Genomic DNA, 25,167 nt, shown 5'->3' on the forward strand with positions numbered 1-25,167 from the left:
TGAAACCAGAGAACCCAACGTCAAAGGTGAATGTATATGATCCCCTTCTCTGATTCAGCCCAATCAACCATCGGTGTTGAGTGGGAACTTGCCCTGGTTGATCGTGAGACCCGCGAGTTGGCTTCTCGCGCCCAAGAGGTTTTTACCGCTCTTGAGCAGGACGCGCCGCACCTACTCAGCACAGACAGCGGGGCGCACATCACCGGTGAGTTTTTGGATAATACCGTAGAGCTGGTCACCGGAGTCTGCCGGACTGCCGAAGAAACAAAAGACCAACTACGTGCTGCCGCCGATGACCTCGAGAAAGTCTTAGAGCCACTGGGTCTAGCCTATTTCTCTGCGGGTACCCATCCCTTCTCGCAGTGGAGCGAACAGCCTGTAGCTAATAAAGACCGCTACCAAAAAATTATCGAACGCACCCAGTACTGGGGGCGGCAGATGGTCATCTACGGCGTACACGTACATGTAGGGGTGGATTCCCGCTCGAAAGTTCTGCCCGTTCTCAACGGGCTGAGCAACTACTACCCGCATCTTCTGGCGCTCTCCGCGTCCTCACCCTATTGGGAGGGCACAGACACAGGATTCGCATCGCACCGATCGCAGATGTTCCAGCAGCTACCCACCGCAGGCTTACCTTTCACTTTTGAGCGTTGGGAAGACTACGAGGCTTATATTGATGACCTCATTAAAACCGGCGTCATCGACGACCCCAGTGAAAACCGTTGGGATCTACGCCCGGTAGCCCACTTCGGAACCGTTGAAATGCGCGTATGCGATGGGCTTGCCTCCACCAACGATGTCGCCGCGATTACCGCTTTTACCCAGTGCCTAGCAGAGCATTTCTCGCGGGAAGTTGAAGCGGGGCGCTGCATCGAGCCCCTGCATCCGTGGCACATGCAAGAAAACAAATGGCGTGCTGCCCGCTACGGCACCGACGCTATCATCATCACCGACAATGATTGTTCAGAACCTCTGGTCACCGATCACCTCCGCGAAATCCTGAACGTCCTCGAACCCATCGCTGCTGATCTCGGGTGCTCAACGGAGCTTGCTGATATTGAACGCATCATCGATCTAGGCCCCGGCTACCAGCGTCAGCGTCGTGTAGCTGAGAAGAATCAAGGAGATCTACGAGCAGTAGTAGATGATCTTATCGCACTGGGACGTTCCTAGTTAGCGACCACATTAACATCATCAAAAAACACTGCATCAAAAAGTACCGCCTCCGTTCAACTATTGAACGAAGGCGGTACTTTTCTGCTGTGGGATTATCCCCCTCTACAGTTGCACGGTCGTGACCGGTAACGACGAATCAGCGGTGAAGTTCACACCGGACGGCGCCCGCCCCTCACCCACCAAGCGAGCGCCAAGTGCTGCAACCATCGCACCGTTATCGGTACACAGCGATAATTTGGGAATTACCAGTTGAATACCGTGCTCGGCGCATCGGGCGGCGGTGAGTTCACGCAAGCGGCTGTTAGCTGCTACACCTCCACCGAGAAGAAGGGTTTTAATGCCTTTCTCAGTACATGCCAGCATGGCTTTGCGAGTAATCACATCAACCACGGCTTCTTGGAAGGACGCGGCAATATCGGCAACAGGCACTTCTTCACCGCGAGCCTCAAAGCCTTCAACGACGCGGGCAACAGCGGTTTTTAGACCGGAGAAGGAAAAGTCATAGCGGTGTGGCCCTGGTTCTTCGGCCGTGCCCATATACTTGCGGGCAGTGAGTCCGCGCGGAAAAGCAAAGGCTTTTGAATCGCCCTCACGCGCAGCCCAGTCAATGGCTGGACCACCGGGATAGTTGAGCCCCAGCAGACGCGCCACCTTATCGTAGGCTTCACCGGCAGCGTCATCAAGGGTTGCGCCCAGCAATTCAACGTCAGCGGTAATATCGCGAACCGCAAGAATCTCGGTATGCCCACCAGATACCAGCAGCGCGCCGAGCCCTTCAGCCGGTAGCTGATCCATAAAATCAGCGGAGAACCCTTCAATTCCGCAGTCCTCCAGTAGCCCTACGCCAACGTGTGCCACCAGGTGGTTAATGCCGTAGAGGGGTTTACCAGTTGCCACCGCCAGCGCTTTAGCTGCAGATACTCCCACCATGAGCGCACCTGCCAGCCCCGGACCGGCGGTTACAGCGATGGCGTCCATATCTTCGAGGGTAACATCAGCTTCGTCCAACGCCTTTTGCAAAGCTGGAATCATCGCATCCAGATGGGCGCGGGATGCGATCTCAGGGATTACCCCGCCAAAGCGTACGTGCTCTTCCATAGAGGACGAGACGGTATTAGTGAGCAAGGTGCGTCCACGCACGATTCCGATGCCTGTTTCATCGCAGGAGGATTCAATGCCGAGGATCAGTGGCTGAGTCACCGTGGGGTCTCCTTGGAGTTAGTGGGGTCGGTCAGGGACGCTTGCATGATGAGCGCGTCTACCCCGTCGTTGTAGTAGCGGGGGCGGGTGTGGATATGGCTATAACCGTTACGTGTGTAGAGGTCTTGGGCGCGAGGATTGTCAGCGCGCACCTCAAGCAAGATTGTTTGTGCCCCTCTGGCAGCAGCTTCACGGTGGAGGTAGTCGAGCAAGGCTCTACCTATCCCCTTGCCTTCGTATTGCGGGGCAACGGCGATGGTTTGCACATCGGCGGTATCGGCTACGCTCATCACACCGGCGTACCCGATGATGCTGGTAGGGCGCACAGCGGTATCTTCGGCAACAAGATAGCTACGGGTTTCGTGCTGGATTTCTGCCAGGAACATATCAATGGGCCAGGCGTCTGCGGGAAACAGGTACCTTTCTAAGGTGTGAACCTGCTCAAGATCGTGGAGCGTCATTCGGCGAAAGCTCACAGGTCCCAGCGGCTGAGGAAGCTCAGCGACACTCATGCGCGGGTTGCTTTCTTGCGGGCAGCAGGCACTTTAGCATCCGATTCGCGCAGATACAGTGCGGCGGTATCGGTAGAAAGATTTTTGATACCCAAACGGGCTGCAGCATGAACAAGATCGCGGGAGTTGGCGTGCAACCGTTCGTACCCTTCGACGGTCTGAAGTTGCTCGGAGTAAAGCCCCGCACCAAATCCGTAGGCTGGTAGCGCCGGAGCCTCCGCGGCAGATCCCACGGAAGGCCCCTCCACCAGTTCATATGACCCGTCGCCGAGAGCAAAAATCGCACTGTAGATTTCCCGACGACGTGCGTCCGCAGCGACCATGAACGTGTGGGCGGATTGGGCGGCGGCATGTTCCCAGGCGTTTTCGGCTATGGAGTAAAGACTCATGAGACCGTACACCGGTACGTTCCAAGTGAACCCAAGGGTTCTGGCGGTGACGATGCCAGCTCTCAGACCGGTAAACGGACCGGGACCGGTACCGGTCAGCACGGCATCAAGTTCTGAACCGGTGATCCCGGCTTCATTCAGTACTTCACGCACAAACTGCGCCATGACTTCGGCGTGCGAGCGCGTGTCAGCTGTCTCGCGGTGGGCGAGAATAGTCACGGACGCGCCTGCGCAAGGTTCAAGGCGGGCAAGGGTCACAGAGGCTGTTGCTGAAGAATCAATTGCTAAAAGGAGCACTCCCCCATAGTAGCGGTGCTAGCGGTGCCCGGGCTAGTTGCTAGTGAACGGTGGCTTTTACTGCCTGTACCAGTGCGTCCCATGTGACGCCTTCCCACCGGGTGCCGGTGGCGCTGATTCTCAGTTGGCGGGCTTCTGCTGGTTCTTCCTCGTCGAGGTCGGCAAAAGCATCCGGTGAACTCACATCGGTGAGATCCCCGGTGGGTCGGGTGAGTTCGAGATTGAGGTAGCTATCGCTGAGGTGCTCGACTTTGCCCTGCCCCCATTCAACGACGGTGACAGAAGTATCTTGGGAGTATTCTAGGTCAAGATCGTCGATTTCGTCGGGGCTGGTGAGACGGTAGGCGTCTACGTGCACGAGGTCAGGGCCGCCGGGACGTTTGCCCTCGGGCAGGTTGGGGTGGACGCGGGAGAGAACAAAGGTGGGTGAGATAACTCCTTCGCGCACGCCCAGACCTTCGCCTAGGCTGCGGGTGAAGGTGGTTTTGCCAGCGCCCAATTCACCGGTGAGAATCAGTAGGTCGCCAGCGACCAATAGATCAGCCAAAGCGTGGGCGACGCGGGCGGTGTGTTGCGGATCTGTAATGTCAAGATCAAGGACTGCGGTCATGAGTTGCTCTTTCTCTTGCTCTCGGGTGTTTTAGCTGAAGAATCTGTGGTGTAGTACCTGGCGACACGGGGCGAAATGCGGGTAATGATTTCGTAGTTAATGGTGGATGCTGCCTGTGCCCACTGCTCCACGGGCGGGTTATCGCCCTCGCCAAAGAGTACAGTGCGTGCGCCCAAGTAGCCGTGTTTAGGGTCGGTCAGACCGGGTTGTCCCAGGTCTACCACTATCTGGTCCATAGCGATGCGCCCGACCACCGGGTAGGTACGTGCGAGGGCACCGCCACCAGGGTAGATACGTACCGGCGCTCCGGTAGCGATGCGAGGCACCCCATCGGCATACCCTACAGGAATCAGCGCAAGCGTCGTTGCCTTCTCAGTCATGTAACGCAGTCCGTAGGAAACCCCCTGACCGGCAGGCACCTCTTTCACAGCGCTCACGCGGGTTTCAAAAGTCATCACCGGGCGCAACCCTAGATCTTTTGATGTTTTATCAGCCAGTGGGGAAAGCCCGTACAGCCCCAATCCCACCCGCACAGCATTACCTAGCATCTGCGCTGACTCAACCTTATCGTGCGCCGTCAATGTGCCCGGAGTGTTTGCCGCGTGAATAAGCTCGGGGGTCAGCCCTGCGTTCTTCGCTTGCTGCACTAGTTGTTCAAAAGCTGCAAGCTGCGCATCCGTTTCAGGACGCGCAGGCTCGTCTGCCACGGCAAGGTGGGTAAAAATACCTTCGACGCTGATATAACCGGCTCGTTCAAAGGCAGCAGCTCGTTGCACCAGTTCTGGCCACTGTTCCAGGGTTGCGCCGTTGCGCCCCAGCCCTGTGTCCACCTTCAGATGGACGCGAGCGCGAAGATCTGTTCGTGACGCGGTGTAGGCAATAGCGTCCAGGTCCCAGCCCGATGCGCCCAAAATGATGTTCTGGCGTAGTGCCTCTCCAAAGTCGGTAGCGGGGGTGTGCAACCACGCCATAAGGGGTGCCTCTATACCTGCGTTTCGAAGAGCACAAGCCTCAGCGATATGCACGACTCCTAAGATATCGGCGCCCGCTGCCAAGGCAGCCCGCCCCACCGGCACTGCCCCGTGACCGTAGGCATCCGCTTTCACCACAGCAATCAGAGTGCGGTTTCTCCCGATGAGTTCGCGAAGGCGCTTTACATTGTGGGTCAGTGCATCAAGGTTGATGTTCACCCACCGTTCAGGGCCCTGCCTTAAAGCAGCAATAACCTCGGGCAGAAATTCCGGTGTACTGGTTGCCACAACTTTCTCCTTTCAATGTATCGGCTATATTCTCTCACCTTCACGTCCTCTTTTTTCACGAAAGACAGCTCCTCAGCAGCTGTTGGTAAAGTAGGGAGGGTGATTTCAAGAAACCTGCATCTGATATCGATGCACACCTCCCCACTGTCACAGCCCGGTGACGGTGACGCAGGGGGTATGAATGTTTATATAGCGAGCTCTATGAAAGCGGTGCTCGCCCGCTACAGCGAACTAACTCTTGAAGTCTTTACGCTTGACACCGCCAAAGACTCCCCCGGTTACCGCCGAATTGACGACGGTCCACGATGCACCGTCCACGTTCTCTCACTTGATCAGGCGAGGGGCGCCCGCAAAGAAGAGTTGCCCGCGTACATCGCAGCTTTCGCGGCTGAAATTAAGGCACGTGCTTTAGCTCCCGCTGACGTAGTTCACTCCCACTATTGGCTTTCAGGTATGGCGGTACGTCAGTACGCCCCAGATGTTCCGTGGATACACACCATGCACACCACCGCCGCCGTTAAAAATGCCCACGCAGGTGCAGGTGAACCCCTAGAATCTCAAGAACGCTTCAACGGTGAACAACGTATTATCAACGATTGCTCGGCCCTAGTCGTCAATACCCCCCTAGAAGCCCAGCAGATGGTTGAGCACTACGGGGCTGCCCCCCAGAAGTTGCACGTTATCCGTCCGGGAGTCGATACCGATATTTTCTACCCCGAGCCTAAGACCAACCACTCGCCCACGCAGGCGCAGCTGCTTTTTGCAGGCAGACCCCAACCTCTCAAAGGTCCGCACATCATTATTGAGGCGCTCGCCCTTTTACCTGAGTCTCTAGCCGTTGCCCTCACTATGGTGGGCAAATCACACAGTAACTATGAACAACAACTCATTGACCGTGCCCATCAACTCGGTATCGAAAATCAGGTAACCGTTCTGCCCGCGATGGTCGCCAGCGACTTAGCACAGACCATGCGTCAAGCTGACATCGTGCTTTGCCCATCGTCCTCTGAAACCTTTGGTTTGGTAGCCCTCGAAGCGCAGGCAACGGGCACCCCCGTTATCGCCACCGACGTTGACGGTCTTACAGACGCCGTCAAAGATGAAGAAACCGGGGTATTAGTTGCCGATCGCAGCCCAGCAGCCTGGGCACAAGCTATTGAACAGCTGGTTCAAGACCCCAAGAAGCGTCAAAGACTCGGACGTGCCGGCGCCAATCGTAGCGTCAGCATGAGTTGGTCAGCAGCAGCTGATAAAACGGTAAAACTGTACAATGACCTTCTCACTTCACGCCCCCTTAACGACTAAGGATTCTGTATGAGATCCCCAGCACCCTTCACTATGACAGAGCAAGAATTTGCTGACTACCTCAACGCATCGCGCATCACTGGCGAAGTAGCGACCTCCCGTGAAGTCAATATCGCCCATATGCACGGTTTCGTCAACGGCAATGAGCACCTTGAGTTTGGGGTAAAGCTCAAACGCGAATGGGATTTCAATGCGGTTTTTGAGCTCATGGCGCAGCGTGTAGGTACTAGCGCTGACCGCAACCACACCGAGGGTCAAGATACTATCAGCGCTGAAAAATGCATCGAGGCGCTCAAAGAGTACAGCCGCATTTTCGGTGAAGCTGTGAAAGCGCGCAAAAAAATTCTTTTCGCCACCGGTCATCCCGCAGGTCTCTTCCCCATCTACTTTGAGCTAGCCCGTGCCGCGCAGGCAGCAGGTGCGCGCGTCCTTGAGATTCAAGAAGGCGACCTCTTCTTGGATGGAGATATCCGCCAAATTTTGGGGGTCGTAATGTTTGAGCAATACGGCAACCTGCAGCACACGCACTTCCCCGGTCCCATGCAGCTAGCATTAGACCAGCTTGCTCAACGCGATGAGATGCCAGACCTCGTTGTCGCTGACCACGGTATGGCAGGTTATGCGGCATCTCGCGGTATCAACACTCTCGGTATCGCAGACTGCAACGATCCCGGTTTGTTTATCTCAGCTGAGCAGGGAGATATTTTAGTGGCGGTGCCCATGGACGATAATGTCACCCCTCATCTTTACTCACCGGTAACATCGTTTATTCTCACCCAGGCAGGTCTGTTCTAGACTCTTAAATTCTAGGGAAAGCCCAGATTATAGGCGGTATTTTCTTTGATAGGTAAAGCAAATAAGAGATGGAGATAACCGTCAGGAATTGTCACAAAATCTCTTTTTACCTATAGACTTTGCATAACGGGTATCACTTGGGGAAATATTGATACTCACTTAGACGTTTAAACGGGGGTAACCCACATGCTCAACGGTGTTGATTTAGAAGAACGCTGGTCAGGTACTCGCATCAGAAAATCTTGGCACCCAAAAATTTTAGCGGTTCTCTACACCATCGATGCGATTGCTATCATTGCGACCCTTATTTTTGCTCACCTGGCGAGTTTCGGACTCAAGGACGCTTTGGTTCTCGGTCGTGTTGATATCAGCTGGAACTATTTTGTGGTTGGTCCGGTTATTGGTCTGTTCTGGTTCGTCGCCCTGCAGATTTCGGGTTCACGCAACGTACGCCACCTGGGCCAGGGCAACGACGAATACCGTCTGGTTACCAAGGCAACCACCTACTTTTTCTGCCTCATTGCAATCTTCTCGTATCTAACGCAAATTGACTTTGCGCGTTCCTACATCATCATTGCTTACCCGCTGGGTCTGCTGTTGCTGTTAGGTGCCCGCTGGTCACTGCGGCGCTGGCTAGTATCGTTCCGTCTGCGCGGACGCGCGCTTACCCGCGTCATGATTATCTCCGACGCCTCCAGCGGTGAACACCTCTACACGACGTTGAAGGGCGCTCAGCAGTCAGGCCTGAGTCCGGCCGCTTTCTACTTCTCCGGTAGCGCACCGGGAGCTGATATCGAGAAGGATCACGACCTGCCGATTTTGGGGTACTCCCACGAGGCATCAGATATTATTGCCGCTGCCCGTGAGGCGAACATTCACGCTGTTGCTCTTGGCTCCGGTCATGGTTTGACCCCGCAGGAACTGCGTCGTTTGGGATGGGAACTCGCCGCCTGGCATATTTCTTTGATTCTGGCACCGGCAATGACGGACATTGCCGGTCCGCGCATCAATACTCAGCCGCTAAATGGTGTTCCGCTCATTCACGTCTCTACCCCCCGTATGGAGGGGTTCCCCGGTTTCCTCAAGCGAACCATCGATATTTTGGCATCGGGTTTTGGTCTAATTCTGCTTTCGCCTCTCCTTCTGGTTATTGCCCTTCTGGTCAAAAAAGACGGCGGTCCCATCTTCTTCTTCCAAGAGCGTGTGGGTTACCGAGGCGGTAGCTTCCATATGGTTAAGTTCCGTTCCATGGTGACCAACGCTGAGGAGCTGAAGAAGGATCTCATGGCACAGAACGAGGGCAACGGCGTCCTCTTCAAGATGGCAAATGACCCCCGCATCACCCCCATCGGACGTTTTATCCGCAAATACTCCATTGATGAACTACCCCAGCTGTGGAACGTATTCATTGGTGATATGTCGCTGGTAGGGCCCCGTCCTCCTCTGCTGAGCGAGGTAGAGCAGTATGAAGAAGACGCTTACCGCCGTCTGCTCGTCAAGCCCGGCATTACAGGTCTGTGGCAGGTATCGGGTCGTTCCGACCTTTCGTGGGAAGAATCGATTCGTCTGGACCTTTACTATGTCGAGAACTGGTCGGTCATCGGTGACTTCATTATTCTCTTCCGTACCTTCAGAGCAGTCTTTGCTAAAGACGGTGCTTATTAAAACCACGTGTTGGATGGCAATATAAAGCTACGATGGTGAGTACACACAATATGTACTCACCATCGTAGTTTTTATACTATTTGATTAGATTTTTAGGCATTACTGGCTCTTAGAGGCGGTTGCCCCGTTCCCGGTGTATTTCAGCGATGACCGCGGTTACGGCATGAGCAACGGCGGACGCGCGGGTCGGTCCGTACCCCTGATGCAGGCTCAAAGCGGCGCGGGTATGAATGGAGCAGGCGAGGGCAGCCAAGTGAGCGTAGAGGCTATCATCTTTCTTGAGTTTTTCGGGATAGTTGGCTACTGCCTGCGCCAGTACACCACCGAGGATTCCGGCCAATACATCTCCACTTCCGGCACTGGCAAGATAGTGGGCGGCGCTTTCGTGGGTTATGGTATGTCCCTCTGGGCTAGAAATGACGTTGCGAGCACCTTTAAGCAGCACCGTCGCGCCAGAAAGACGGGCAGCGAGCTCCGCCCAGTGCTGTGGATTCTCTTCGATGTTTTCTCGGGTAGGTGGGGCGCTCTCCCCTAGCAAGAGGTGAGGTGCCAGCGCCTGTATCCAAGTGAGAAAGTCTGCTAGTTCTCCTGAGTGGGGCGTCAAAATGGTGTGAGCACCCAAAATACCGCCATCTGCAACCCGCTGGGCGGCAGGAGTGAGGGCTGCGGCGTCCACCACCATCGGAGTATCGAGTGCAAGAACTGCCTGTATTTGCTGTGCCCGGTACTCACCGGTGGCGCCAGAGCCAATCACCCAGCTTTGTACGTGTGCCTCTGTGACGTCAGCAGTGAAGCACACGACTTCAGGATGTTGCAGAGTTACCAGAGTACTCACGGCTCCCGTCGCTGCAAATCGCACCATTCCCACGCCGGTGTTGAGTGCCCCCGCAGTACTCAGAAGAGCAACCCCAGGGTACTGGTCGCTACCGGTTACCAACCCGCAGACGCCTCGGGTATACTTATGATCGGTAGCAGTGGGAATGGGCAGTAGATCATCAAACGAGCGTATTGGCTCAGCGCGAAATTCCGTCATGGTCTTTAGATCACCAGCCCCAAGGGAGCTGCGTCAAGGGCTGCCAGTAGTGCCAGCTCTTCCTGGCTCAGGTGTTCCGCAACTACCGATGCGATAGCAACAGGATCATCATGGGTCATGGTGAGGTGCCAGCGGTTAATACCTAAGGACGCAGCTGCTTGGGCAACGGTACCCTCCACCATAATATGAGGCGCTCCATCAGCTGTATTTTCAACCCAGCAGTGCTGCCACACCATACCAGCAGGTGCTTTAAGCGCTTTGGCAACAGCTTCTTTGGCGGCAAAACGGGCAGCAAGGGAGCGCACCGTCTTTTCGCGTTCATGGGGCACAAACAGTCGCTCCACCATAGCAGGATTTTTTTCTATAATCTGCGCGAAGCGGTCAATATTGACCACATCAATGCCGGTAGCAATAATCATCTTCACCCGAGTATTTCTTTTAAAGTCTTCCAGTTCAAAATTCTACGGCGAACCTCTCCTGACATAAAAACACCGCCCCACCCGGTACAGGTGAGACGGTGCCATACTGTGGTTAAAAACCGGTTATACCGCTGTCTTATTCGACGGTAACTGACTTTGCCAGATTACGAGGCTGATCGACGTCGTAGCCCTTTGCCGCAGCAAGTGCGCAAGCAAAAATCTGCAAAGGTACAGTCGCCAGCAGGGGCTGCAACAGAGTGGGCGAAGCAGGAATAGCGATCAGGTGATCTGAGTAAGCCTTAACCGCTTCATCACCCTCTTCGGCAATCACAATGGTTACAGCGCCGCGAGCGCGTACTTCTTGGATGTTTGAAACAACCTTGGAATGTAGGGAGTCGCGACCGTTCGGCGAGGGCACCACAATGAATACGGGCTGCCCCTCTTCAATCAGAGCAATCGGTCCGTGCTTGAGCTCGCCAGCTGCGAATCCCTCAGCGTGGATGTAAGCGATTTCTTTGAGCTTCAGAGCGCCTTCGAGAGCCACGGGGTAGCCAACGTGACGACCCAAGAAGAGCACCGAACCGGCGTCCTTCATAGAGACACCGAGGTCTTTGACCTGCTGTTCGTTATCGATTAGCTGCTGAATTTTCTCGGGCATCTCCTGTAGGTCTGAGAGAATTTTCTTCAACTCGTCCTTGAACATGTTGCCGCGCAGCTGGGCAAGGTAAAGACCGAGCAGATATGCAGCAGTAATCTGTGAAAGGAATGCCTTAGTAGAAGCAACTGCAATCTCAGGACCTGCGTGAGTGTAAATGACAGCGTCAGATTCACGGGGCAGGGTTGAACCGTTGGTGTTGCAAATGGAGACAACCTTAGCGCCCTGTTCCTGTGCGTGACGCACAGCCATGAGGGTATCCATGGTTTCACCGGACTGTGAGAGTGAGACAACCAGGGTCTTCTCGTTCACGATGGGATCACGGTAGCGGAACTCATGAGCGAGCTCCACCTCGGTGGGGATGCGGCACCAGTGCTCAATGGCGTAGCGGGCAACCTGACCCGCGTAAGCTGCGGTACCACACGCTACAACAATAATCTTGTCGATTGAGCGCAGGATGGCATCGTCAATCTTTAACTCGTCCAGAGTAAGGTTGCCGTTTTCGTCCGTGCGACCCATCAGGGTGTCACGCACAGCAGCAGGCTGCTCGTGGATTTCCTTCTCCATGAAGGAGTCGAAGCCGCCCTTTTCAGCTGCGGTTGCGTCCCACTCGATGTGGAAAGGCTTGCCGTCGGTGGGATTGCCCTCAAAATCGATGATATCGTAGCCTTCACCTGTGATGGTCACGATCTGGTCCTGACCCATCTCGACTGCATTCTTGGTGTAGTCGATAAAGCCTGAAACGTCTGAGCCTAGGAAGTACTCGTTCTCGCCCACACCAATCACTAGCGGTGAGTTGCGACGAGTTGCTACTACGCGGTTGGGGTGATCCTGGTGAATAGCCAAGATAGTGAAAGCACCTTCAAGGCGGTTCGAAGCCAGGCGGATAGCCTCGGTGAGGTCTTTCGACTCCAGTGAATTGTAGATGCTAGCGATCAGGTTAGCCGCAACTTCAGTATCAGTCTCTGAAAGGAACTCAACGCCCTGTTCGAGCAGTTCTGCGCGTAATTCAGCAAAGTTCTCGATGATGCCGTTGTGTACTACAGCCAGTTTGCCGTTATCAACAACATGAGGGTGCGCGTTGGCGTCGGTGGGACCACCGTGAGTTGCCCAGCGTGTGTGCCCGATACCGATTGATGACTCAGACAGGGGGGTTTCTGCTACAGACTCAGCGAGGTTAACTAACTTGCCTGCTTTTTTACGGAACTCAATACCGTTATCGCCAATAACAGCTACACCGGCTGAGTCGTAACCGCGATATTCCTGACGGCGAAGACCCTCAAGAAGTACGTCATAAGCGGTATGGTCAAATTTCTTATTGTCCGGGGTAGTACCCAGAGCTACATATCCTACGATTCCACACATAAGCTCAAGTTTACCCCACGCAACACATAAAAGGCTGTTTTGGGTCTGTGCCTTTGCATACCAAAGTAGGTGCTGCTTGACGTTATCCTCGCAAAAATGCGTGAGCCCCGCTAACTCTCTAGAATAGTTCTAATGACGTCCTCTTCAGTTTTCGCTAAGCACTCCCCTTTCACCGAACTAGACCGCGCCACTTGGTCACGGTTGGCTCGCGAAATTTCGGTGCCACTGGCTGAGGAGGAAATTCTCAATCTTCGAGGGTTCGGTGAAATTCTCAACGTTGAAGAGGTTCAAGAGGTCTATCTTCCGCTGTCACGTCTACTAAATTTGTACGTCAACGCCGCAAGCTCCGTGAACCACATGACCAACGATTTTTTGGGTGTTTCTCAACGCCGCGTCCCTTTTATCATTGGGGTGGCAGGTTCTGTGGCAGTGGGAAAATCAACGACTGCCCGTATTTTGCAGGCGCTTCTGCGTCGGTGGCCTTCTACACCCAATGTGCAACTGATTACCACTGACGGTTTTCTTTACCCCAACGCAGAATTGCAACGCCGCGGTATCATGCACCGCAAAGGTTTCCCTGAATCATATGATCGACGCTCCTTATTGAGGTTTGTTTCTGAGGTAAAGTCGGGAGCTCCGTTAGTAGAAGCGCCCAAATATTCTCACCTTTATTACGACATTATTCCTGACGAAAAAATACAAGTAACCTCCCCTGACGTGCTCATTATTGAAGGGCTCAATGTCCTGGCTCCGCCCAAGAGCGAACCTGGCAAACCGGCACTATCTATTAGTGACTTTTTTGATTTTTCTATTTATGTGGACGCGCGTACCATCGATCTTGAGCGATGGTACGTTAACCGTTTTCTCTCGCTTCAGCAATCAGCTTTTCAAAACCCAGATTCATATTTCAAGGTTTATGCCGATTTGACGGAGGAGCAGGCACGCGAGCGCGCCACCCACATCTGGAAAACTATTAATGAACCCAACCTCATAGAGAACGTTCTGCCCACCAGAGGCAGGGCGAAGCTCATTATCACCAAGTCAAGTGATCATTCAGCGCGCAAGGTTCTTTTGCGTAAAAACTAGGGGTTGGTCAAGCAACGTACCGTTTGCCCAGGGGCGGCGCTGCGATATGTACAGTTCAGAACGCATGGTACCCAAGCGTATGCAATATCACCCACAAAAGGGCGAGAATTATTTTCGTTTGCAACTGTATTCAGCTTATTCTTTATCTCATGCTTCAAGGATTTAAAGAATTTATTACCCGCGGCAACGTTATCGATCTCGCGGTTGGTCTCATTGTCGGCGGCGCTTTTACTACCGTTGTGAACGCTCTCGTTGAGAACGTTCTGATGCCCGCTATTGCAATGGTTTTCAACGAACCTAACTTCGATAACTGGCTTGCTTTTGGCGACATTAAAATTGGTGTTCTGCTCACCGCAGTTGTTAACTTCCTCATGGTTGCCGCTGCTCTCTACTTCTGTATCGTTCTGCCCGTCAATAAGGTGAATGAGCGTCGCGCGGCTAAACTGGCTGTTGAAGAAGAGGTTGAGGAAGAAAATCCTCAGGTAGCTCTGCTGAAGGAAATCCGCGACTCACTCGTTACTCGTAAGCAGATCTAATCATCTAACTGGTTTTATACAATCACTCTTATAAAGGGCTGGTTGTCTCTATACTAAGACAACCAGCCCTTTTCTTTTAATACGAAGCTGGAAAATGCAAAGACGCCCACTTCTTTCTCGAGAAAGTGGGCGTCTATGGTGTGATGCGTACACCTAACGGTTGGGTATCGCTTAGACCTTAGCAGCTATAACAGCAACGAGGTCTGTGAAGAGCGGGTGCTGTGTATCTAGACCGGTGAGTTCCTCTGTCAGCGCTTCAGCGGTAATAGTACCGGCTGAGAGTTCTGAGAGCTTACGCTGGAGTTCCTGAGACTCTTCGTCATCGACAACGTTGAAGTCCAGCAACGCCGATATAGTGGCGAGAAGAGCATCGGTGGGACGTCCCAGCTCGGCAAGGTCTGCTGCCGGACCGGTAAAACGCTCATACCGAGAAATCTTACGCAACGGTCCGCGTCCTACGCGCTCAACGGTGTCGGGCAGGTGCGGGTTTTCAAATCGAGCAATGATTTTTTCGATGTAAGCCTGTTGCACGTCGGGCTCAAAACCGAACCTGCGAACAATCAGATCCTTGGTTTCGGCAAGAGTTGCCTCCACCTTCGCGCGGATCTCAGCGTTTTCCAAAACATCAGAAATTTTTGAGATACCAGCTGCGCGACCAAAGTAGGCCGCGGTTGCGTGACCGGTGTTCACGGTGAAGAGCTTGCGCGTGATGTAGGGCGCAAGGTCATCTACCCAGGTAGCTCCGGGAATCTCAGGAGGAGTACCGTTGAAAGGCGCGGACTCAATAGCCCACTCGTAGTAGTTCTCAACTGTAACATCCAGACCGTCACCGGGATCCTGTGCCGGAACAATGCGATCCACTGCTGTGTTAGCAAAAGTCGCAACCGAATCAGCAGCCGGGTAGTGCTCGCGCACAGCAGCAGCCAACATATCGGTGGCATTAATGGCATTCTCACACGCCATCACCGCGACCTTACCTTCGGTTCCTGCAGCGGCGCGTAGCTCAAGACCTTCAGCAATATTCTTCGCAACAAACTTGAGAATTTTTGGGCCCACAGCGGTGGTCACGACATCAGCGGTTGCAATTTCCTGAGCCAGAACCTCAGGGGTTTCAGCGGAGTTAATCCCCCGAAAACCGGTGATTTCAAGATCTCGGGGAGTATGTCCCACCTCATGAACTGTGTAGGACTCCAACGAGTTGAGCTTGTCAATAACGGGGGCAGCAACATCTGAGAAAACAAGCTCGTACCCAGCCTCGTGCAGCAAAACGCCCACAAAACCGCGTCCGATGTTTCCTGCACCGAAATGTACAGCTTTCTTCATTAGTCATTGACCTTTCCGAAAATCTCCAGCACGTCCTCGGCGGTTTGTGCCTGCTCCAGCTGAGCTACAGAGTCCTTAGACGAGAAGATTTTTGCAATCTTCTGCAGCAGTTCAAGGTGCTCGCCGTCAGCCCCTGCAATACCGATAACGAATTTGACGGGTTTACCGTTCCAGTCAATAGGCTCTGCATAACGAGTGAATGACATAGCCGAGTCGTAGATTGCGCTCTTTGCTTCGTTAGTGCCGTGGGGAATAGCCAGACTATTACCCATGAAAGTAGAAACAGAGGCTTCGCGCTCGTGCATTGCAGCAATGTAGGACTGGTCAACGGAACCGGTGTCAACAAGTAGAGCACCTGCTTGATCGATCGCCTGGTCACGTGAAGATGCAACTCCGTCCATTACGATGGATCGCTTGGAGAGCACCTGGGACGCACCCTGGACGGCAGGCACAGCGCCAGCCTTGTTTGCTACCACGTTGGGGCTGGATTTAGGCGCATCTGAGTACTGCTCTTTGAGCATCTCAACAATTTCATCATAGCGAGGTGAACCCATGAAGTTATCAACAGCAACGTGAATGGCGGAGGGGGTAGGAGCAGCTGCACGGTCTGCTAGATCCTGGTGTGAAACCAGCAGATCAAATTCATCCTTGAGGTTATTGATGGCAGAGTTAACAACGGTGACTTTATCGCCCAGACCCGCGTCCTTGATCTTGTTGCGCAGTACCGAAGCGCCCATCGCTGAGGATCCCATACCCGCGTCGCACGCAAAAACAATCTTCTCGATTTTCTTATTACCAGCGTCAGCAGTGGTGAAAGCACCAGCAACAGATGATTTTTTGCCCTTCATCGACTGCATTTTCTCAGCAGCAGCAGCCAAGTCGTCTTCGCCCTGCTTAGAGAACTTAAGAATTGCTGAAGCAACGAGGAATGAAACAGCGGTAGCAGCAAAAACGCCCAGGTAAATTTTCAGCAGGTCGCCGGGAGCAGCCACAGCGGTAATTGCGATGATTGATCCAGGAGCTGAGGCTGATGTGAGACCTACGCCCAATGCCAAGAAGGTGAAAGTACCTGCCATACCACCGGCAACGGCAGCCGCAATCAGCTGGGGACGCATCAAAACGTAGGGGAAGTAAATTTCGTGGATACCGCCGAAGAAGTGGATTAGAGCCGCACCTGAGGATGAAGCCTTTGCAGCGCCACGACCAAATACCATGTAGGCAAGGAGGATGCCCAGACCGGGGCCGGGGTTAGCTTCCAGCAGGTAAAGAATTGACTTACCCTGCTCCAGTGCCTGCTCGGTGCCCAAAGGAGTGATGATGCCGTGGTTAATAGCGTTGTTGAGGAAGAGCACCTTCGCAGGCTCAATCAAGAGCGCAGTCAAAGGCAACAGACCTGTTGAGACCAGCCAGTCAACGGCGGCACCAGCGCCCGCTGAGATACCCTTCATGACGGGGGTCAGCAGGAACATCGAGGCAATAGCAGCAATTGCAGCGAAGATACCGGCAGAGAAGTTATTGACCAGCATTTCAAAGCCGGGCTTAATCTTACCGTCCCACAGACCGTCGAGCTTCTTCATACACCATGCAGCCAGCGGCCCCATGATCATAGCGCCAAGGAACATGGGCGAGCCGCCTTCTTCGCCTACAAAGAGCTCCGAAGAAGTACCCAAGATAACGCCCATAGTTGCGGTTGCGCCTACAACGCCACCGCGGTGTTCGTACACCAATTTACCGCCGGTGTAAGCGATCAAAATGGGCAACAGGTAGGTAACCATGGGGCCAACCATGGTGGCGACCATTGCGCTGAAGTCAGTGAGAGCGGGAATGTATTTGGGTACGAGACCGGCAGGAATAAAGAGAGCGGTGATAATACCCCAGGCAATGAGCGCACCAATGTTGGGCATAATCATTGACGAGAGGAAGGTTCCAAAGCGCTGCACACGCACGCGCATGCTGGGCTTGGCAGGAGTTGTCGTAGACATGAATCCCTCAAAAGAAAAGAAAAAGTGAATGGAAAGTCAGAGCAAGCGGACAGCAAAACCTGTCTAGACAGCATTGCTCATCGTGTAACTAAGGTACACCTCAACACTCAAAAAAAGAAATATAGCACTCGTATAATAGAAGAAAAGTTTTAACACTTTTCCCTCAAGAAGCTCTCTATATCTTCTACTGTCAGAAAGAAAAGCACACAAAAGCGCGCCCCACCCCATGACAGGTTAGAGCGCGCTGATGTGTGAGCAGTTATTGAAAATCTTTACAGAGCCAGTTCTTTAGCAACAACATCCGCTAGTCGTTGTGCGTAGGAATCAGCCTCATCTTGAGTCGCAGCTTCGACCATGACGCGCACCAAAGGTTCGGTACCCGATGGGCGCAGCAACACGCGTCCGGTCTCCCCCAGCTCAGTCTCTACAGCCTTAATTTCAGCCTGCAGAGCATCAGAGGTTGAGACACCAGCGCGGTTGACGCCCTTGACGTTAATGAGCTTCTGCGGAGTAGCCTGCATACGGTTAGCCAGCTCAGAAAGAGGCAGACCAGTACGGACGATTTCAGCAGCTAGATGCAGACCGGTCAAAACGCCGTCGCCGGTAGTTGCGTAGTCACTCATGATGACGTGACCCGACTGTTCACCGCCCAAGTTGTAACCGGTATCGCGCATAGCTTCCAGCACGTAGCGGTCGCCCACAGCAGTGCGCTCTAGCTTAATGCCCTGTTCCTTGAGGTAAAGCTCAAGCCCCAGTGACGACATAACGGTAGCTACTAGGGTGTCATCCTTTAGCTTGCCCGCTTCTTTCATCGCAACCGCCAAAATAGACATGATTTGATCACCGTCTACCAGGTTGCCCTGTTCATCAACTGCCATACAACGGTCCGCGTCGCCGTCGTGAGCGATACCAAAATCAGCCTGAATAAAACGAACGGCTTCTTGCAACAATTCAGGGTGGGTGGATCCCACTCCATCGTTGATATTAGTGCCGTTGGGTTCTGCGCCGATAACGTGAACCTTAGCGCCCAGGGCGCGGAAAGCATCGGGTGAAACACCTGAGGCAGCACCATTAGCACAGTCAAGCACAACGGTCAGGCCAGAAAGGCCACGGTGATCCGGCATGGTTGAAATCAAGTGGGTAACGTAACGGTCTTCGCCATCAGCCAGCACCTGGATTCGTCCCACGTCTCCGTGTGTGGGAAAGCGGAACTCTTCGGCACGATATAGGCGCTCGATCTCGTCTTCGATAGCATCATCAAGTTTCTTACCGCCACGGGCAAGGAACTTAATACCGTTATCTTCAGCAGGGTTGTGCGACGCTGAAATCATGACGCCAAAATCAGCCTCAGTCGAGGCGACTAGGTAGGCGGCGGCGGGGGTCGGTACCAACCCGGCATCCAAAACATCAATACCGGAACTCGCGAAGCCAGCCATCATTGCAGCGCCAATGAACTCACCGCTGATACGTGAATCATGTGCAATAACGGCTTTAGGACGCGTACCCTCAGCTGCCTGCGAATGACCAAGTACTACCGAAGCTGCCTGTGCCAGCTTCAAAGCCAACTCAGCAGTAATTTTCTCGTTTGCTAGACCGCGTACACCGTCGGTCCCAAATAATCTCTGTGCCATCACGTTCTATTCTACGTTGTCTTTAGCTTCTGTCATCTTTTAGCACGGGGAACCCTTCCGGGTTTTCTCTCTCATCATCCTCAAAAGTTTCAGATGCGGATCCCACAATGAGAGGGTCTGTGGTGCCCACAACAGAATGGTCTTTATTGGGGTAGTCGAACTGGCTCAACACGTGACGCATAGCTTCCAGACGGGCGCGTTTCTTGTCATTTGATTTCACCACAGTCCACGGAGCATCCCCGGTGTTAGTGTAGAAGAACATTGCCTCTTTGGCTTCTGTGTAGTCGTCCCACTTATCCAAGGAAGCGAGGTCAGTGGGAGAGAGTTTCCACTGACGTACCGGGTCAGTACGGCGGGCGTTAAAACGCGCCAGTTGTTCTGCGCGCGTCACCGAGAACCAGAATTTAATAAGCTTGACGCCCGAATTCACTAACATCCGCTCCAAATCGGGGACCTCTCGCATGAACTCATAGTACTGCTGAGAAGTACAGTAGCCCATGACTCGCTCCACACCCGCACGGTTGTACCAAGAACGATCCATCATCACGATTTCACCGCCGGAAGGCAGATGAGCGATATAACGCTGGAAGTACCACTGTGTCTGCTCCACTTCGGTAGGCTTCTCCAGTGCCACTACGCGAGAACCACGGGGGTTGAGGTGCTCAGTGAAACGTTTGATTGCGCCACCCTTACCGGCAGCATCGCGTCCCTCAAAGATAATGAGCACTTTCTGACCAGTTTCTTTAACCCACAGTTGCAGTTTCAAAAGCTCAATTTGCAGGGCACGCTTGGTTTTTTCGTACTCCTTACGGCTCATCTTCGTATCGTAGGGGTACCCCTTCTTCCAAGCATCAGAGGTATCATCTTCGCCCATGAGACGGTGAGTCAGCGATGCAATTTCATCAAGTTCAGCCGCGTAGTCTTCTACTACTGAACGTCGACGCACCTCTTTCTTCAAGGCGTCCTTGATAGCTGCTTTCTCAGTCTCTGTGGGGCTGGCGGTGTCAGGAGTCGTTACTTCTGCGGACTTGTTCTGAGAAGTCATGAAAGAGAGACCTCCTTGTCTCGTGGGGCGAATAAACATCTTAGCTATATTGTAAGCCGGTCGCTGTATCTAGTCGTGGCTATTACGCACCGCAGACCGCAGCTGAAGTAAGAACCTTAAAAGCCCGAAGGCTCCTCCCAACGAATCTGGGAAGAGCCTTCGAAAAAGTTCTGCGGTTGAAAAGCAACCGGTAAAGCGTAATTAACGCTTTGAGAACTGTGAAGCCTTACGTGCCTTCTTAAGGCCAGCCTTCTTACGTTCGATGACGCGTGCGTCACGGGTAAGGAAGCCTGCCTTCTTCAGGGTCGGGCGGTTGTTCTCGGTATCGATTTCGTTCAGTGCGCGTGAAACGCCCAGACGCAGTGCGCCTGCCTGACCTGAAGGACCGCCACCTGAAATGCGAGCAATTACATCGTAAGCGCCTTCAAGCTCAAGAAGCTTGAAAGGATCGTTTACTTCCTGCTGGTGCAGCTTATTGGGGAAGTAGTTTTCCAGGGTGCGACCATTAACGGTCCACTGACCTGAGCCTGGGATAACGCGCACGCGTGCGACTGCTTCTTTACGGCGACCTACTGCCTGACCTGAAACGGTAAGGGCAGGACGGTTAGCCTTGGCTGCCTCTGCTACAGGAGCTGAGGATTCTGAGGTGTAGCTGGTCAGCTCTTCCTCGTTGACAATCTGCTCTTCGTTCTGAGCCACGATTTCTCCTTAAAGTTGTCTTCGTAGGCCCGAATTACTGGGCGACCTGGGTAAATTCGTAGGTCTTGGGCTGCTGTGCAGCGTGCGGGTGCTCTGCACCTGCGTAGACCTTGAGGTTCTTCAGCTGCTGTGCTGCAAGCTTGTTCTTGGGGAGCATACCCTTGACAGCCTTTTCAACTGCACGGGTGGGGTTTGATTCCAAGAGCTCTGCATAGTTCACTGACTTCAGACCACCGGGGTAACCTGAGTGACGGTATGCACGCTTCTGCTCGAGCTTAGCGCCGGTCAGTGCAACCTTTTCAGCGTTGATGATGATAACTGAGTCACCGGTATCAACGTGAGGTGCAAAAGTGGGCTTGTGCTTGCCGCGCAAAAGAATAGCGGTCTGGCTTGCAAGACGACCCAGAACAACGTCAGTAGCGTCAATAACGTGCCACTGGCGCTCTACTTCGCCGGGTTTTGGAGTGTAAGTGCGCAAAATTTCGCCTTTGTCTCGTATGTTCATGTAGGCGCTAGTTGGGTATCGCGCCTCTTACCACGTGCGATAGCAGGTACTGGGTGAGGACCAGAAACAACTGCTCGTTCGCAACTCCTGGGCGCCTAAAGAAAGTGTCGTCCTGCAACTGGACTGTTCTTTGGCACACGTGAATCAGGAGGGAACACGCACAACGTATGAAACTATACCCTAGTGTTCACACTAAATCTACGTATTTTTAGGGATTAAGAGCACTTAAAGCCCTTAAATCCCACTGATGTGATTTTAAATCTCTCGTACGGCGCGCGTAAGTTCTGCCTGAGCTCCAAAAAGCTCCAGTTCCGGGTAATAGATCTCAGCGAGACTCAACCCGCAAGCAGGCGCTAGCTTGACCCGCGCGTCCCGAGCAGGTGCCTTCATCTTATGCTCGATCCATTCCAAACTGCGTTCCCCCGCGCCCACCAGAACCAAAGATCCCACCAGCGAACGCACCATATTGTGGCAGAAAGCATCAGCCTCAATACGGGTTTCAATCACGTGATCATTACGACGGATAAAGGTGAAATCACGAAGCTCGCGGATTGTTGTTGCACCTACTCTAGGCTTACAGAAAGAAAGAAAGTCATTGAGCCCTAATACTCTTTGAGCTCCCTCGTTCATCACTTCTACGTCGAGTAGCGTTTCAACCTGCCACATGGAGTGTCGATCGGTTGGTACCGCTACCCCTAACGCATCATCAGCAATAAGGTACTGGTAGCGCCTGCCCAATGCTGAAAAGCGGGCATCAAAGTCTGCGCTGACTTCACTAACTGCGTGGATTGCAATGCTCCCCTGCATGAGACCTTTGAGTTGAACAGGCACATGAAGCTCCTGCTCCGCATCAGCAAGTATTCGGCTGAGCGCTCCGCGCAGGCGGGGCTCCAAGGCTTGAGCTGGCAGCCTATTGCTGCGTCCGGGAACTTTCTCCCACAGGTGCCGAGGTATATCGCAGTGAACTGTCTGGGCGGACGCGTGTACCCCCGCATCAGTACGGCCGGCAACAGTCACCTGCACCGGCTCACGAAGAATCAGCGCGAGAGCCTCCTCAAGACATCCCTGAATCGTCACCCTACCGGGCTGTTTAGCCCACCCAGAAAAGGGTGCTCCATCGTAGGCAAGATCGATTCTGATACGTTGGTGTTGGGCTCCCCCAGCATGATGGAAGCTTTCCATGAACTTCTCCTGTAAGAAATAAAAAAACTCCGCCACTCACTAGTGTGAGTGGCGGAGTTCTCAAGGCTATGACCTGACGCTAATTACTCAGCGATGGTCTGAGCTGCTGCGCCACCTGCAGGTGCGTAGCCAGCTGCTTCAGCTGATTCCTTGGTGTCGAACCAAATCTCAGCCTGGGTGTTTGCGTACCAGCGTGAGCCAGGTACGTGGTACTTCATGGAGTCAGAGTTACCCTTGATAGCGAAGCCCTCGGGAGCTTCACCGGTTTCGGTTGCACCGTGTGCACCTGCGGGCAGGTCTGATGTAGTAGCCTCAGCAGCAGGTGCTTCAGCAACGGGCGCTTCTTCAGCTACGGGAGCTGATGCTGCTGCAACCTGGGTTGCTTCAGCAACTGCACCCTTTGAAGCTACGGGCTCCATGACCAGTTCGATAACTGCCATAGGAGCGTTATCGCCCTTACGGTTACCGATCTTGGTGATGCGGGTGTAACCACCGGGACGCTCTGCCATTGCAGGAGCGATAACGGTGAATAGTTCGTGTACAACTGACTTGTCGGTCAGTGAACGCAGAACGCGACGGCGTGCCGCCAGGTCACCTTTCTTAGCAAAGGTAATGAGGCGCTCAGCAACGGGGCGCATACGCTTTGCCTTGGTAACGGTGGTGGTGATGCGCTTGTGCTCGAACAGCTGCTGTGACAGGTTGTTGAGCATCAAACGCTCGTGGGTCGGGCTACCGCCGAGGCGGGGACCCTTAGTGGGAGTAGGCATAGTTTATTCTCCAAAGGTTACGTTCTTTGATTTTTTACTCTCAAAAATCAAGGAACCTAAGTTTTGACGTTGAAGCATTCATGAGTCACTCGATGAATGCAGACCGTTTAAGTCTTAGAACTCGTTACCGTAACCGTCTTCATCGTATGCACGTGAAGCGAGGTCGAAACCGGGAGGTGAATCCTTGAGAGCCAGACCGAGCTCGGTGAGCTTTGCCTTGACCTCGTCGATGGACTTAGCACCAAAGTTACGGATATCCATGAGATCTGCTTCTGAGCGAGTTACGAGTTCACCCACGGTGTGGATGCCTTCACGCTTGAGGCAGTTGTAGGAACGTACAGACATTTCAAGGTCTTCAATGGGAAGAGCAAGGTCAGCAGCCATTGATTCGTCAGCAGGTGACGGACCAACTTCAATACCTTCAGCTGCGGTATTGAGTTCGCGTGCAAGACCGAAGAGCTCTACCAGGGTGCTACCTGCTGATGCAACTGCGTCGCGAGGAGCAATAGCTTCCTTGGTTTCAACGTCTAGAGTCAGACGATCAAAGTCAGTGCGCTGCTCAACACGGGTCGCTGAGACGCGGAAGGTGACCTTCAAGACGGGTGAGTAGATGGAGTCAACCGGAATACGACCGATCTCGTTGTCACCTGACTTGTTCTGAGCTGCAGATACGTAGCCGCGTCCACGTTCGATGGTCAGTTCAGCGTCAAAGCTAGCGTTAGCGTTGAGGGTTGCGATGTGAAGTTCCGGGTTGTGAATCTCTACACCGGCGGGTACCTCGATGTCTGCTGCGGTGAGTTCACCGGAACCCTGCTTGCGCAGGTATGCAGTCACGGGCTCGTCGTTTTCAGATGATACTGAGAGCTTCTTGATGTTCAAGATGATCTCGGTAACGTCTTCAGTGACGCCTTCAACGGTGCTGAATTCGTGCAGCACGCCCTCGATGCGGACGCTGGTTACAGCGGCACCGGGGATTGATGAAAGCAGGGTACGACGAAGTGAGTTACCCAAGGTGTAGCCGAAACCGGGCTCCAGGGGCTCGATGGTGAAGCGTGAGCGGTTTTCCGCAACAACTTCTTCACTCAGAGTGGGGCGCTGTGCAATTAGCACTGTGTTTCCTTTCAGTGAGCATCCGCTATATGAGCTCACAGGTAACGGGAAAACAAGGGATAAGGAAGCAGACGTATTGATCCGTCTGTAATCACGAACTGATCGTGATTGCCCACAGAAAATATTTTCTCTGGGACGAACCAGCGATTAGACGTGGCGGCGCTTCGGGGGACGGCAACCGTTGTGTGCAACGGGGGTGACGTCCTGAATTGAGCCAACTTCGAGGCCTGATGCCTGAAGTGAGCGGATTGCGGTTTCACGGCCGGGACCGGGCCCCTTAACGAAAACGTCTACCTTGCGTACGCCGTGTTCCTGAGCGCGCTTTGCAGCGGTCTCAGCAGCCATCTGAGCTGCGTAAGGAGTTGACTTACGTGAACCTTTGAAGCCGATTTCGCCTGCTGATGACCAGGAGATAACTGCGCCTGAAGGGTCAGTGATTGAGATGATGGTGTTGTTGAAGGTTGACTTGATATGAGCCTGACCTGCAACAATGTTCTTATTAACCTTGCGGCGGGGCTTACGAGCAGCCGCTGCGCGAGTCTTGGGAGGCATTATTGATTCTCCTACAAAGTTGGTTGGTGAGCGTTGGCCAGGTAAGAATTACTTGGCTGATTCAACGCT

General features: G+C 53.6%; 24 protein-coding genes. 6 read left to right on the plus strand and 18 right to left on the minus strand.

The features are described from left to right. Window positions 1-36: 36 nt before the first annotated feature. Entirely contained in the window at window positions 37-1,173 is a 1,137-nt protein-coding gene (locus tag JTP09_RS04015) for a glutamate--cysteine ligase (RefSeq protein WP_204877145.1), read from the plus strand. A 105-nt stretch (window positions 1,174-1,278) separates the two neighbouring features. Here the strand turns inward: JTP09_RS04015 and tsaD are convergent, their stop codons facing one another. The 5 genes from tsaD to alr are packed head-to-tail and all read right to left on the minus strand — an operon-like array spanning window position 1,279 to window position 5,443. Next, complete coding sequence (tsaD, locus tag JTP09_RS04020; protein ID WP_204877146.1) at window positions 1,279-2,376, minus strand: tRNA (adenosine(37)-N6)-threonylcarbamoyltransferase complex transferase subunit TsaD; 1,098 nt, start codon at window positions 2,374-2,376, stop codon at window positions 1,279-1,281. Next, on the minus strand, window positions 2,373-2,888 hold the full coding sequence (gene rimI / locus JTP09_RS04025; protein ID WP_204877147.1) for a ribosomal protein S18-alanine N-acetyltransferase: 516 nt from the start codon (window positions 2,886-2,888) through the stop codon (window positions 2,373-2,375). Before rimI ends, tsaD begins: the two co-directional genes overlap by 4 nt. After that, window positions 2,885-3,574: a tRNA (adenosine(37)-N6)-threonylcarbamoyltransferase complex dimerization subunit type 1 TsaB gene (gene tsaB, locus JTP09_RS04030; protein WP_204877148.1), complete on the minus strand. Its 690-nt coding sequence runs from the start codon at window positions 3,572-3,574 to the stop codon at window positions 2,885-2,887. Before tsaB ends, rimI begins: the two co-directional genes overlap by 4 nt. Window positions 3,575-3,614: 40 nt before the next feature. Then, window positions 3,615-4,184: a tRNA (adenosine(37)-N6)-threonylcarbamoyltransferase complex ATPase subunit type 1 TsaE gene (gene tsaE / locus JTP09_RS04035; RefSeq protein WP_204877149.1), complete on the minus strand. Its 570-nt coding sequence runs from the start codon at window positions 4,182-4,184 to the stop codon at window positions 3,615-3,617. Continuing rightward, entirely contained in the window at window positions 4,181-5,443 is a 1,263-nt protein-coding gene (alr, locus tag JTP09_RS04040; RefSeq protein WP_204877150.1) for an alanine racemase, read from the minus strand. Before alr ends, tsaE begins: the two co-directional genes overlap by 4 nt. Before the next feature lie 177 nt (window positions 5,444-5,620). On the opposite strand from alr, the gene JTP09_RS04045 reads away from it, so the two are divergent. The 3 genes from JTP09_RS04045 to JTP09_RS04055 all read left to right on the plus strand — a co-directional run bounded on the left by JTP09_RS04045 (window position 5,621) and on the right by JTP09_RS04055 (window position 9,208). Continuing rightward, window positions 5,621-6,748 (plus strand): glycosyltransferase, encoded by a 1,128-nt coding sequence (locus JTP09_RS04045; RefSeq protein ID WP_239478692.1) that lies wholly within the window; start codon window positions 5,621-5,623, stop codon window positions 6,746-6,748. Window positions 6,749-6,757: 9 nt separating this feature from the next. Continuing rightward, the gene (locus JTP09_RS04050; RefSeq protein WP_239478693.1) at window positions 6,758-7,543 is read left to right on the plus strand and encodes a phosphatase; all 786 of its coding nucleotides are present in this window, start codon (window positions 6,758-6,760) and stop codon (window positions 7,541-7,543) included. 186 nt (window positions 7,544-7,729) lie between these two features. Beyond that, window positions 7,730-9,208, plus strand: a complete 1,479-nt coding sequence (locus JTP09_RS04055; protein ID WP_204877152.1) for a sugar transferase — start codon at window positions 7,730-7,732, stop codon at window positions 9,206-9,208. A gap of 109 nt (window positions 9,209-9,317) precedes the next feature. Here the strand turns inward: JTP09_RS04055 and JTP09_RS04060 are convergent, their stop codons facing one another. The 3 genes from JTP09_RS04060 to glmS all read right to left on the minus strand — a co-directional run bounded on the left by JTP09_RS04060 (window position 9,318) and on the right by glmS (window position 12,680). Further along, a complete protein-coding gene (locus JTP09_RS04060) occupies window positions 9,318-10,241 on the minus strand; it encodes an ADP/ATP-dependent (S)-NAD(P)H-hydrate dehydratase (RefSeq protein WP_204877153.1) in 924 nt (307 codons plus the stop codon). Window positions 10,242-10,246: 5 nt separating this feature from the next. Continuing rightward, complete coding sequence (locus JTP09_RS04065) at window positions 10,247-10,660, minus strand: holo-ACP synthase (RefSeq protein ID WP_204877226.1); 414 nt, start codon at window positions 10,658-10,660, stop codon at window positions 10,247-10,249. A 136-nt stretch (window positions 10,661-10,796) separates the two neighbouring features. Next, window positions 10,797-12,680, minus strand: a complete 1,884-nt coding sequence (glmS, locus tag JTP09_RS04070) for a glutamine--fructose-6-phosphate transaminase (isomerizing) (protein ID WP_204877154.1) — start codon at window positions 12,678-12,680, stop codon at window positions 10,797-10,799. Window positions 12,681-12,812: 132 nt separating this feature from the next. Here glmS and coaA point away from each other — a divergent pair, with 132 nt between their 5' ends. Further along, entirely contained in the window at window positions 12,813-13,766 is a 954-nt protein-coding gene (coaA, locus tag JTP09_RS04075) for a type I pantothenate kinase (RefSeq protein ID WP_204877155.1), read from the plus strand. Window positions 13,767-13,915: 149 nt separating this feature from the next. Next, window positions 13,916-14,302, plus strand: coding sequence for a large conductance mechanosensitive channel protein MscL (mscL, locus tag JTP09_RS04080; RefSeq protein WP_204877156.1), 387 nt, complete (start codon window positions 13,916-13,918; stop codon window positions 14,300-14,302). A 171-nt stretch (window positions 14,303-14,473) separates the two neighbouring features. Here mscL and JTP09_RS04085 read toward each other — a convergent pair whose 3' ends face one another. The 10 genes from JTP09_RS04085 to rpsK all read right to left on the minus strand — a co-directional run bounded on the left by JTP09_RS04085 (window position 14,474) and on the right by rpsK (window position 25,098). Continuing rightward, window positions 14,474-15,625 carry a mannitol-1-phosphate 5-dehydrogenase gene (locus tag JTP09_RS04085; protein ID WP_204877157.1) on the minus strand — a complete coding sequence of 384 codons (1,152 nt, stop codon included), beginning with the start codon at window positions 15,623-15,625 and terminating at the stop codon, window positions 14,474-14,476. Next, window positions 15,625-17,607, minus strand: coding sequence for a PTS mannitol transporter subunit IICBA (locus tag JTP09_RS04090; RefSeq protein WP_204877158.1), 1,983 nt, complete (start codon window positions 17,605-17,607; stop codon window positions 15,625-15,627). Before JTP09_RS04090 ends, JTP09_RS04085 begins: the two co-directional genes overlap by 1 nt. Window positions 17,608-17,879: 272 nt before the next feature. Beyond that, window positions 17,880-19,238: a phosphoglucosamine mutase gene (gene glmM, locus JTP09_RS04095; RefSeq protein WP_204877159.1), complete on the minus strand. Its 1,359-nt coding sequence runs from the start codon at window positions 19,236-19,238 to the stop codon at window positions 17,880-17,882. A gap of 22 nt (window positions 19,239-19,260) precedes the next feature. Next, window positions 19,261-20,283, minus strand: a complete 1,023-nt coding sequence (gene ppk2 / locus JTP09_RS04100; RefSeq protein WP_204877160.1) for a polyphosphate kinase 2 — start codon at window positions 20,281-20,283, stop codon at window positions 19,261-19,263. A 201-nt stretch (window positions 20,284-20,484) separates the two neighbouring features. Beyond that, the gene (rpsI, locus tag JTP09_RS04105) at window positions 20,485-20,982 is read right to left on the minus strand and encodes a 30S ribosomal protein S9 (RefSeq protein WP_204877161.1); all 498 of its coding nucleotides are present in this window, start codon (window positions 20,980-20,982) and stop codon (window positions 20,485-20,487) included. Window positions 20,983-21,016: 34 nt separating this feature from the next. Further along, a complete protein-coding gene (rplM, locus tag JTP09_RS04110; RefSeq protein WP_204877162.1) occupies window positions 21,017-21,460 on the minus strand; it encodes a 50S ribosomal protein L13 in 444 nt (147 codons plus the stop codon). Window positions 21,461-21,742: 282 nt separating this feature from the next. Beyond that, the gene (gene truA / locus JTP09_RS04115) at window positions 21,743-22,669 is read right to left on the minus strand and encodes a tRNA pseudouridine(38-40) synthase TruA (protein ID WP_204877163.1); all 927 of its coding nucleotides are present in this window, start codon (window positions 22,667-22,669) and stop codon (window positions 21,743-21,745) included. Between the two features lie 83 nt (window positions 22,670-22,752). After that, a complete protein-coding gene (gene rplQ / locus JTP09_RS04120) occupies window positions 22,753-23,436 on the minus strand; it encodes a 50S ribosomal protein L17 (protein ID WP_204877164.1) in 684 nt (227 codons plus the stop codon). A gap of 114 nt (window positions 23,437-23,550) precedes the next feature. Beyond that, window positions 23,551-24,546, minus strand: a complete 996-nt coding sequence (locus tag JTP09_RS04125) for a DNA-directed RNA polymerase subunit alpha (protein WP_204877165.1) — start codon at window positions 24,544-24,546, stop codon at window positions 23,551-23,553. Window positions 24,547-24,693: 147 nt separating this feature from the next. Further along, window positions 24,694-25,098 (minus strand): 30S ribosomal protein S11, encoded by a 405-nt coding sequence (rpsK, locus tag JTP09_RS04130; protein ID WP_204877166.1) that lies wholly within the window; start codon window positions 25,096-25,098, stop codon window positions 24,694-24,696. Between the last annotated feature and the right edge of the window lie 69 nt (window positions 25,099-25,167).

This window comes from Rothia sp. ZJ1223 (genome assembly GCF_016900985.1).
Classification (GTDB): Bacteria; Actinomycetota; Actinomycetes; order Actinomycetales; family Micrococcaceae; genus Rothia.

Excerpts from the sequence above, each read along its gene's own strand:
- JTP09_RS04065 (WP_204877226.1), bottom strand. The coding sequence starts at position 10,660 with ATGATTATTGCTACCGGCATTGATGTGGTCAATATTGACCGCTTCGCG.
- coaA (WP_204877155.1), top strand. The coding sequence starts at position 12,813 with ATGACGTCCTCTTCAGTTTTCGCTAAGCACTCCCCTTTCACCGAACTA.
- truA (WP_204877163.1), bottom strand. The coding sequence starts at position 22,669 with ATGGAAAGCTTCCATCATGCTGGGGGAGCCCAACACCAACGTATCAGA.
- glmM (WP_204877159.1), bottom strand. The coding sequence starts at position 19,238 with ATGGCACAGAGATTATTTGGGACCGACGGTGTACGCGGTCTAGCAAAC.
- JTP09_RS04090 (WP_204877158.1), bottom strand. The coding sequence starts at position 17,607 with ATGTCTACGACAACTCCTGCCAAGCCCAGCATGCGCGTGCGTGTGCAG.
- ppk2 (WP_204877160.1), bottom strand. The coding sequence starts at position 20,283 with ATGACTTCTCAGAACAAGTCCGCAGAAGTAACGACTCCTGACACCGCC.
- mscL (WP_204877156.1), top strand. The coding sequence starts at position 13,916 with ATGCTTCAAGGATTTAAAGAATTTATTACCCGCGGCAACGTTATCGAT.
- tsaE (WP_204877149.1), bottom strand. The coding sequence starts at position 4,184 with ATGACCGCAGTCCTTGATCTTGACATTACAGATCCGCAACACACCGCC.
- rimI (WP_204877147.1), bottom strand. The coding sequence starts at position 2,888 with ATGAGTGTCGCTGAGCTTCCTCAGCCGCTGGGACCTGTGAGCTTTCGC.
- JTP09_RS04045 (WP_239478692.1), top strand. The coding sequence starts at position 5,621 with ATGAATGTTTATATAGCGAGCTCTATGAAAGCGGTGCTCGCCCGCTAC.
- rplQ (WP_204877164.1), bottom strand. The coding sequence starts at position 23,436 with ATGCCTACTCCCACTAAGGGTCCCCGCCTCGGCGGTAGCCCGACCCAC.
- glmS (WP_204877154.1), bottom strand. The coding sequence starts at position 12,680 with ATGTGTGGAATCGTAGGATATGTAGCTCTGGGTACTACCCCGGACAAT.
- JTP09_RS04060 (WP_204877153.1), bottom strand. The coding sequence starts at position 10,241 with ATGACGGAATTTCGCGCTGAGCCAATACGCTCGTTTGATGATCTACTG.
- JTP09_RS04085 (WP_204877157.1), bottom strand. The coding sequence starts at position 15,625 with ATGAAGAAAGCTGTACATTTCGGTGCAGGAAACATCGGACGCGGTTTT.
- JTP09_RS04055 (WP_204877152.1), top strand. The coding sequence starts at position 7,730 with ATGCTCAACGGTGTTGATTTAGAAGAACGCTGGTCAGGTACTCGCATC.
- JTP09_RS04050 (WP_239478693.1), top strand. The coding sequence starts at position 6,758 with ATGAGATCCCCAGCACCCTTCACTATGACAGAGCAAGAATTTGCTGAC.
- rpsK (WP_204877166.1), bottom strand. The coding sequence starts at position 25,098 with ATGCCTCCCAAGACTCGCGCAGCGGCTGCTCGTAAGCCCCGCCGCAAG.
- JTP09_RS04015 (WP_204877145.1), top strand. The coding sequence starts at position 37 with ATGATCCCCTTCTCTGATTCAGCCCAATCAACCATCGGTGTTGAGTGG.